11 protein-coding genes are annotated in these 8,715 nt (G+C 37.8%); 8 read left to right on the top strand and 3 right to left on the bottom strand.

What is annotated here, in order from left to right:
• Positions 1 to 620: 620 nt before the first annotated feature.
• Both K6984_RS35475 and K6984_RS29450 read left to right on the top strand, forming a co-directional pair.
• On the top strand, positions 621 to 749 hold the full coding sequence (locus tag K6984_RS35475) for a hypothetical protein (RefSeq protein ID WP_263458596.1): 129 nt from the start codon (positions 621 to 623) through the stop codon (positions 747 to 749).
• Positions 750 to 776: 27 nt separating this feature from the next.
• Positions 777 to 923 (top strand): hypothetical protein, encoded by a 147-nt coding sequence (locus tag K6984_RS29450; RefSeq protein ID WP_221898540.1) that lies wholly within the window; start codon positions 777 to 779, stop codon positions 921 to 923.
• On the opposite strand, the gene K6984_RS29445 is transcribed toward K6984_RS29450, so the two are convergent.
• Positions 862 to 1,356 (bottom strand): transposase family protein, encoded by a 495-nt coding sequence (locus K6984_RS29445; RefSeq protein WP_221898539.1) that lies wholly within the window; start codon positions 1,354 to 1,356, stop codon positions 862 to 864. The genes K6984_RS29450 and K6984_RS29445 overlap by 62 nt on opposite strands.
• 1,003 nt (positions 1,357 to 2,359) lie before the next feature.
• Here K6984_RS29445 and K6984_RS29440 point away from each other — a divergent pair.
• The 5 genes from K6984_RS29440 to K6984_RS29425 all read left to right on the top strand — a co-directional run bounded on the left by K6984_RS29440 (position 2,360) and on the right by K6984_RS29425 (position 5,209).
• Positions 2,360 to 2,719, top strand: a complete 360-nt coding sequence (locus tag K6984_RS29440; protein ID WP_221898538.1) for a hypothetical protein — start codon at positions 2,360 to 2,362, stop codon at positions 2,717 to 2,719.
• Positions 2,720 to 3,123: 404 nt separating this feature from the next.
• On the top strand, positions 3,124 to 3,252 hold the full coding sequence (locus K6984_RS35470) for a hypothetical protein (protein ID WP_263458596.1): 129 nt from the start codon (positions 3,124 to 3,126) through the stop codon (positions 3,250 to 3,252).
• 27 nt (positions 3,253 to 3,279) lie between these two features.
• Positions 3,280 to 3,417 (top strand): hypothetical protein, encoded by a 138-nt coding sequence (locus K6984_RS29435; protein WP_221898537.1) that lies wholly within the window; start codon positions 3,280 to 3,282, stop codon positions 3,415 to 3,417.
• A 525-nt stretch (positions 3,418 to 3,942) separates the two neighbouring features.
• Positions 3,943 to 4,269, top strand: a complete 327-nt coding sequence (locus tag K6984_RS29430) for a helix-turn-helix transcriptional regulator (protein ID WP_221898536.1) — start codon at positions 3,943 to 3,945, stop codon at positions 4,267 to 4,269.
• The gene (locus tag K6984_RS29425) at positions 4,229 to 5,209 is read left to right on the top strand and encodes a reverse transcriptase family protein (protein WP_221898535.1); all 981 of its coding nucleotides are present in this window, start codon (positions 4,229 to 4,231) and stop codon (positions 5,207 to 5,209) included. The genes K6984_RS29430 and K6984_RS29425 overlap by 41 nt, the downstream gene beginning before the upstream one ends.
• Before the next feature lie 327 nt (positions 5,210 to 5,536).
• Here the strand turns inward: K6984_RS29425 and K6984_RS29420 are convergent, their stop codons facing one another.
• Positions 5,537 to 7,459 carry an ATP-dependent helicase gene (locus tag K6984_RS29420; RefSeq protein WP_221897825.1) on the bottom strand — a complete coding sequence of 641 codons (1,923 nt, stop codon included), beginning with the start codon at positions 7,457 to 7,459 and terminating at the stop codon, positions 5,537 to 5,539.
• Entirely contained in the window at positions 7,456 to 8,151 is a 696-nt protein-coding gene (locus K6984_RS29415) for an ATP-dependent endonuclease (protein WP_221898534.1), read from the bottom strand. Before K6984_RS29415 ends, K6984_RS29420 begins: the two co-directional genes overlap by 4 nt.
• 72 nt (positions 8,152 to 8,223) lie before the next feature.
• Here K6984_RS29415 and K6984_RS29410 point away from each other — a divergent pair, with 72 nt between their 5' ends.
• Positions 8,224 to 8,595 carry a hypothetical protein gene (locus tag K6984_RS29410; protein ID WP_221898533.1) on the top strand — a complete coding sequence of 124 codons (372 nt, stop codon included), beginning with the start codon at positions 8,224 to 8,226 and terminating at the stop codon, positions 8,593 to 8,595.
• Positions 8,596 to 8,715: the final 120 nt, after the last annotated feature.

The raw sequence follows: 8,715 nt of genomic DNA, 5'->3' as shown, positions 1-8,715 counted from the left end.
TATTAAAATATGGCTAAGAAAGATAAGTATTATAAAGGGCGTAGATGCGCTAGAAGGCCGAGTAAATAGCATCGCTACTGTGGTTGAGTCCTGTGCAAACTTTACCCATCTATAGGGCTTGTAGGCGCTTTAAGGCTTGAAAAATATGTATTGTATGTTTACTATCCATCGCAGATAGCCATGGATTTGTCGGAATCTGATCGACTAGCTTTTAATACTCTCTAGCCTTTTTATCGAAAAAGAAAAAATAACGGCAATGAGTGCAAAGAATTCGAGGATAATTATCGTTATTTTAGGAATAAAACGAGTGGAAATTCTTGCTTAATTTTTCCAGCCAAGCGTTTGAATGCCTTTAACTCGCAATCTTGTTTCGCATCATCGGGGGCGCCCTCAGTATGGCTCAGGAATTCAGAGAATAAAGGCAGTGTCAGTCCGTTATGAAAAACAAGATTGGCTTCTAAAACATATATATACTGTTGCTCCCATGATGTTTCATTCTCACCACCCGAACGGTCTAACCATTCCTCTGGGTACCACTGTCCATCACGAACCAGTTTTTGCGTGCCATCAATAGCAATCGGGTAACAATTTTGAATGAGATAATTGGGGAGTCGCTATTTTTGCGAAAGCTTGTTTTGGGCATCCCAGCCCAAGCAAGCAGCAAAAACTTAACGCGACCACTTATGCCTCCGGCGGCCCCGATTCGTCCTCGTCACCTCGTCCCGACCCAACAAGGGGTCGGAACATAGGCTCCAAATGACTTGACGCCGTGTCGGATGGCCTTTTATTTTGTCTCCACCTTCGCTAACGCTCAGACTCCGACAAAACAACGGCCCTACGGCTATCGCGGACTAAAAATCTTCACTTCGCTAAAGCTCCGTTTCCCTGATTTTCAGCGGTGGCGAATTTCTTGCTGCGTATAAGTTTCTTCACCAAGGCAACATGGGCTGTTGGCAAGGCGTCCAATTCCAGTGTTTCCAGTACGCGCCCCAAGGTATCAGCATGCGGCATAGATTCTAATTCAGGAAATAACTTTTGTAGCGTTTCACGAAAACAGGGTTGACTCATTTGGCTATTCATTTGTCGACGAGAACTCATTTGAAAAACAAAACTCAATAGCCCAAAAAGTAATACAACTGCCAATTTATTTTTTATCTTTTTGGCTTGACGCGGGTCTTTCAATGAGGAGACTTGTTTTAGCCATACGGGTAGAAGCCTCCGAAATACCTGAAGTTGCGCGTCCAGGGAATCCTCTCGAGCTTCTCGTTCATCTTCTATCGTTTTTAAATCACTGACCTTATTCGAAACACCAGACTGCTTTTGATAAGTACCGTCTTTTTTCTTTTTCTCTCGCAATTTTTTGTGTGTTGCTAACTCTTTTTTTTATGCGCTTTGCGCGCTTCTCGGTTAGGCCGTTTGCTAACTTTACTCATGATTTCTATTGGGGGTAGTATTTAGGATAGGAAAGCATTATATAGCAAATATAAAATGGCTTTTTATGCGGGTTTTATTTCATGCGTCAGGGCTGTCTTAAACCGCGCATCAATAATAATTAATTGTAGATTTTAAAAACTAAAGACCTTGATAGGGTAGCCGTATTAACCGCAAGGGCGTGCCTTTAAAATCCCGTTCACAGCTCCCCCTCCCACAACTGCTAAAAAAACAGATTATATGGACTAAAGTTTCAGTGAATCTTGGCATCGAGTTACTTGAGTTTTTAGGCCCCGTTCACTACCGTTACGCTCTGCACGTTGCCAGATATAATAAATATATCCACCCCTGCTCCAAACGTGCCACGCCTTGTATTATAAAATTCAAATTCCGCAGTCAAAACGGTTCTAAGGCTGCGATTTCTACTTTATACGAGGTGTGCCTTATGGGTTGTCTTAGCAGTTACCCTTGATCGACAACACTGTCCTGACCTACTCCAAATCATCTTGATTCCAAGGTAGGGACTGAGCTTGTAAAGTAGAGAAGCCAAATAATGCTTTCAAAAGATGCCAATTAAGATATAATTAACGTCTGCTTTGAAAGCAAGAGTATTATTCTTACTTTCAAGCTGCGATGAATGACGACAATCTATCATCCGCAACCTTAAAAAACCCTCGCAGACAATCAAATGTTCGCGGGGGTTTTTTTATGCCTGAAACTTAATTAAGTCCGGGCGATTTACCTGAAAAATACTTATCAGGCTGTATTGCTGATAACTTTAACTCATGCAACCAAGACATAGCAAGCTTTTACTGGTCTTGTTTGCTTTTCACCCGGTTTTAAATTTAATAAAATGAATGCTAACTACAACAAAGAGGTAATTAAGGCGGGCTCGGCTAACATGTACAAGCTAGCGGGCAGTGTAATAATGATGACTAACCTTGGCTTTATACCCACCCGAATAAAAAAGCCTTATATTTTTTCAATGAACACCTATCTTGTTACTGGACTAGCTGGCTACTCAAAAAGCCTTAAAAAACTGGCAGAAATTTACAGCCAAGGCTCAATCACTGATAAAGACAGTCTTAAGGCTGAGAAGCTAAAGGCTGCATCTAAGTTAATTCTTGAAGGGGCTGAACCAATGAAGGCTATAAAGGAAGTGGGTTTTAAAGCTTCGGATATTGACCCCGATGGGGAGGACGTAAGCTATAGCGATTTACAAGATAGCTACATCAAGACTTATAATTATTTATACCCACCTATTGAGCAAGAAGATCCCACACTGTAGATACATGCATTTTGCTCTTTTGTCGAAGCTCTTAAGTATGCAAAATTCTAAAATCCCTCTCAGTCCATTTTGAGTGGTCTCGTTATGCCAGTCCATTATACGTAGTCTAAAGCAATAAATGGACTGGGATTTTAGTAGGCTGCGGCCAGTCGCGTTAAGGTGTACCCATAATGGACTAGGTTTGTTTGAAATCTGGCTATTATCCGAAATATCTCAGCGCTAGCCAGAACAGTTCATTTAAAAGCATAATAATTCTAAATTTGAGGTGCGTATTGTAAGGATTACAGCGCATCAAGTGAGAAATATCGCGTTTATGCACACCCCCCCAACTTCTAAACAATGCTAGCCATTGTTTTTTATGCTTCAATTTTGGCTTAAATTAAAATTTCGGGGAGTCGCTATTTTTGCGAAAGCTTGTTTTGGGCATCCCAGCCCAAGCAAGCAGCAAAAACTTAACGCGACCACTTATGCCTCCGGCGGCCCCGATTCGTCCTCGTCACCTCGTCCCGACCCAACAAGGGGTCGGAACATAGGCTCCAAATGACTTGACGCCGTGTCGGATGGCCTTTTATTTTGTCTCCACCTTCGCTAACGCTCAGACTCCGACAAAACAACGGCCCTACGGCTATCGCGGACTAAAAATCATCACTTCGCTAAAGCTCCGTTTCCAGGATTTTCAGCGGGCGAAGGTATTGTAATAGCGAAATATTTTTGACAACAGCTAAAGAAAAATAATATATTAACTCTGCGGTTCGGTGATTAAATCTCGAGGCTATTAGAGCATTAGCTCTGTGGAGACACTGTCTCTGACCATTTTTCGTGCAACATTCAGGTCGATACCCTTGAATGTCATCCATCACCAGCATGAGATAGCCGCTTTCGGCGAGACCGAAAGCGGGTGATTCAGTAAGGGGGAAAAACACTGCTCATCCCGATTTTTTTTGACTTATGAAGTTACTTGCGAGAGGCGTGACATTTCACGTCGTAACCCATAAATGACTTAAAATGAACCAAAATAGGCCCGCAGAGCAGTGTCTGATTAACACTTTAAAAAAGATAAAGAAACCAAAATTTGGTTTAAAAGAATGTTTTAAAGCTATCTATATATTTAAATTAATTTTGAATATATATGATTTTGTTCAACCAAAAATTGTTAGTATTTGGAATTTCTTTATAGAATAAATCTACCCCACTGTTATTACTACTTATAAACGCTTAATCTTATGATTAATCAGGCCTTAAGGCTTATTCGTACTTATCACGATCTTTCTCAAACAGAGCTATGCTCAGAAATTGGTATTTCTAATTCATATCTCTCAGAAATAGAGTCGGAAAAAAAACAACCATCGCTTGAGATTTTACAAAAATATAGTGATGAGTTTGATATTCCTTTATCTTCCATACTGTTTTTCTCTGAAAACCTAGAAGAATCAAATCCTTCTGATAAAATAAAGAAAAAAATTGCGGGAAAGATAATTTCTATACTCCAGTGGAACGAGGAACGACTCAATGCTAAGGAAGCCTACAAAAAGAAAACTAAAATATCTTAAGCATTACCCTATAAATCAATGCGCTTTATATAAAATAGGGTCAATAAAAAAAATATGCGATATCATTGGCATAGAAAAAAATGAATTAAACTTAATTTTAAAAAGCCCCCCCAAATACCGTCAATTTGTTAATAAAGAATCATTCAACCATTTCTCCTTAAAAAAATCAAAGGAAAGGCAGGTACAAGAGCCTGTTGGTGATTTAAGGAAGATACATGAAAGAATTCTTGACTTACTTAAACCGGTAGAACCGCCTGACTATTCGCATGCCGCTGTAAAAAAACGATCTTATAGAACAAATGCTGCTGCACATGTTTTATCTAAAAGGATAGCTACTTTTGACCTAAAAAATTTTTATGGGTCTACTAAAAATCACTTGGTTTATAACTTTTTTTTAGACCAATTGAAATTACCTCATGATATAGCTACAAAATTAACAAAATTAACTACTTTTCATAATAGTATGCCGACAGGTAGCCCTTTGAGCCCCCTACTATCACTACATGCCGCAAAACCAATGTTTGATGAATTAGAGTCTTTAGCTCAAGGATACAATCTTATTTTTACATGCTATATTGATGATCTAACTTTCTCTGGGTCAACAATACCAAAGTCATTAAGCAAACAAATTGTTCACATAATTAAGCGGTATGGTTACAACTTATCTAATCATAAAACAAGAATTTTTAATGAAAGTGAAGTAAAGCATGTCACTGGAATAATTATCAATGAAGAAAGATTAAGGGCTCCTTATTCTCGTTTTATGACTGCTAGAAGGATTAAACTAGCTATAGATGGTAAAGCATCAACACATAATTATAGTAAAATTAAACTTCTTGAGAAACGGGCCGGCCTGTTAGGAGAAACGGCTTATCTTGACCCTACTTATAAAGGTTTAGCCCAAAAAGCCCAGTTAGACTTAAAAACTGCTAGGGGCTGACCTAACAAGGATAAAGAAGCCTTAAAACATTTCTTAAAAGGTAAAGAAATATGGAACGAATATGTTAAGAGTCACTCAGAGAAGGTGGATTTTCATGCGGTGAATTTTTCAAAATAAAATGTTATCACCCCATTGTGATAACTGAATGGATAAGCCAGGTATAATCTGGTATTCAGGAAAAAAACACTAAAAAGTGGAGCATTTTTAGTTGAACATGCGGATCTTCTTTGACTGAAATTAAATCTTATGATCGTAGGTAATAGCTATTTCTGGTTTCTGCGACAGAACAGAAAAGGTCGACCTAATGTTGTTCTTGACCCATTGAAATTACTGGGTGTCTCGCCGCTTAGACGGGGAGCGAATCTCATCTATAAAACGAGATACATATTGCCCCTTAACCCCTCCCCAAGGCATAGTTCTCTGCCTTGGGGAGGAGATATAAAGCTGTCGTTTAGCTCTTGTTATTGCCACAAAGGCACTGTTTCGTTCTTCATTAATATCAGCAGTAGTCTTAGCCCGATAATCAGGAAACACACCTTCACACATAGACATCAAAAAAACAATTTCTTTTTCCAATCCTTTCATTGTGTGCACTGTGCTTAAGGTTAATCCATCATTAATAACATCTTCAGTTATCTGACCTAATGCCATCGCATTTCTAAATGCCTGTAATGAATCACCCAAACCTTTTTGTTTAAACCGGATCCAGTATTTTTGAAACTCTTTTAATTCAAGAATACTTATTTCCAACTCAGATTCATAATTTTCCAATTGTGGAGCATCAGAAAATTTCTCTAATTTATCAATAAAGGATTTAGTTAGTTTTCTAATATTAGGTTCATTAATATCCAGCTGGTCTATTACTACTAACAATTCTGACTGTAATTCAGGAAACAAAATTTCTGAACTTAAAACATCTTCGGAGCATTTCTTTAAGATTTCATTATTTCCCCATTCAGAAGGAGAAGAAAGCTTTAATAAAGAACAAAGCTTCTTACCATCCACCCAATCTTTAGGATTCAGTTTTACACGCATAGCATAGTCTAATACCCTACAAAATAATGAAATAGGCTCTACTTGCCTTTCCCCTTTTTTTAAAGAAAATCGCATTTCAGAATTATTTAAAGCGTCTTCTAAAGCAGAAAAAACATATCGGTTTCTAGCAATAACAACCATCTTATCAAGCGTTATTTCGCCTTCAATTTCCTTATGTGTTTTCATCTCTAAAAGGTGCTTAATTTGATTAACTATCCAACGAGCTTCCTCAAACTCATCGGCTTGAGTTTCAACTGTTACGCCACCTTGTAAAGCAAAATCACTTTCTTTCTGTGACCCTGGTTTTAATTTGTTTGCAACATGAATAACAGCCCTGCTACTTCGGTAATTTTCCTTTAACTCATAAACTGATGGCTTAAAATCATCAATAAAAAAAGAACAAAGATATTCAGATGAAGACCCATTAAATCCATATATCATCTGATTCGGATCTCCAACCATTAATATACTGGTAATTGACTCACCACAGAGTGTCTTTATAAACTCGTATTGAATTTTATTTAAATCCTGTGCTTCATCCACACAAATATGCTTATATTTAGCACGATAAATATTAGCAACCCAGTCATGGAGAAAAAGTATTTTATAAGCATACTTTAAAATATCATCATAATCGATGCCCCCACTGGCAAGCAGTGCATCTTGATAGTCTTGATATATTTTCCATAATCGTGAATCATTTGGATATTTCTCAGCAACCTCACTTTCATTAAGAATTTCACGTTTTATCGCAGCAAAAGCATCCATATGTTTTTGCATAACACCTTCACGGTTACGTCTCTCTCTTGAACCTGAAACATTCAGATATTCATCAATATCCACATTATCATCACGTAAAGATTGTAAAAAAACCTCCATCCTATCTTTATCACGCTCATAGATATGCAATTCAGCAGGAAGCCCTATGGTATGTCCGTATTGCTCCAATATACGTTGAGCAACAGAATGAATAGTGGCAACCCAAGCCCTGTCTTCTATAGCATCAACATTATCAAGACGTTCAGCCATTTCTTCAGCCGCTTTATTAGTGAATGTTAAAGCAATAACACTGTCTTTTTTAGTGTTTTCAAGAATAAACCGGATTCGTTCAGTCAATACACGAGTTTTTCCTGAACCAGCAGAGGCTAAGACTTGTAGTGAATTTTCAATGGGAGCTTTAACAATAGATTCTTGATCGGGTGATAAAGCCATCATAATATCCGCCCCACTTTAATTTTTTCAAATAATTCAATTATTTTAGGTGGTAATTTATCAGAGTCCAATTTACATAATTGCTCTGTAACAGCTTGAGCATACCTTGGCTTTTTAGCATCTAAAATTTCCAACATTGCTTTTTTTCGCCCATCAGGACAAGAATAATCACGTAAAGACGAGTCAAATATTGGCTGCTTACAAGTTTCACAGGGTGGCTGGTCAGTTTTTCGTGATTTTTCTTGAGTACCTTGCTTTTTGTTTATCCATTTATCAATTGCGTCAGTACCATCAATTTCCACAATTGCATTTTCAATTGACTTCGCAAACCCTGAATCAAACAGATACCCTTCAAAATCAGTTCTATCCAATATTGTTATATTCGGGCTATTATCAATATCGGTTTCACCAAATATTTTGTCATAGTTCTTTTTTAATTCTTTAGTTGTATTTATTTCGCCGTCACTAAAAACAAAGACAGGGATATTAAAATCATGTGCAAAACTCAAAAATGGTCGATACTTTGCTCCTGAGCCACTCACACCAATGAAATTTATTCCCATTGAAAATTCATTGTTACCAAAATATTTAGTAAATAGCTGTGGTAAAGATTGTTCCTCAGTTTCACCCTCAGACAAAACAATTGCTTTAGAAAAAAGTAATTCACCTCTCGAATGAATGACCTCCCTCTGCAATTTACGTTTGTCTTCATCGGGTAAGTTAACACTAACGACAAGAAAGAAATAATTAATGCTGGCGCGGATAACATGTACAAACTAGCTGGCACTGTAATTATGATGGCTAACCTTGGTTTTATACCCACCAGAATTAAAAAGCCTTATATTTTTTCCATGGACACCTATCTTGTTACTGGGCTATCTGGCTACTCAAAAAGTCTAAAAAAGCTAATAGAAATTTACAATCAAGGTGTAATTACCGAAAAAGACAGTGTTAAGGCTGAGAAGCTAAAGACTGCATCTAAGTTAATTTTTGACGGGGCTGAACCAATGGAGGCTATAAACGATGTGGGCTTCAAAGCTTCGGATATTGACCCCGATAGAGAGGACATAAGCTATAGCGATTTACAAGATAGCTACATCAAGACTTATAACTATTTATTTCCTTCTATCGATCAATAATATTCTTCACTGATGATGCGTGCCATTTGCCACCGCGCCTAGTTTATTTATTCCTTAGCCACGCCTCCCATTGATAACCTCCCTAGATAAGGTCGCTTACGCTTTTAGCGAGGCCATAGG

This window comes from Bathymodiolus japonicus methanotrophic gill symbiont (assembly GCF_019721995.1).
Taxonomy (GTDB): domain Bacteria; phylum Pseudomonadota; class Gammaproteobacteria; order Methylococcales; family Methylomonadaceae; genus Methyloprofundus.
The sequence above is the reverse complement of the archived record's forward strand: the minus strand, read 5'-3'. Positions and strand labels throughout refer to the sequence as shown.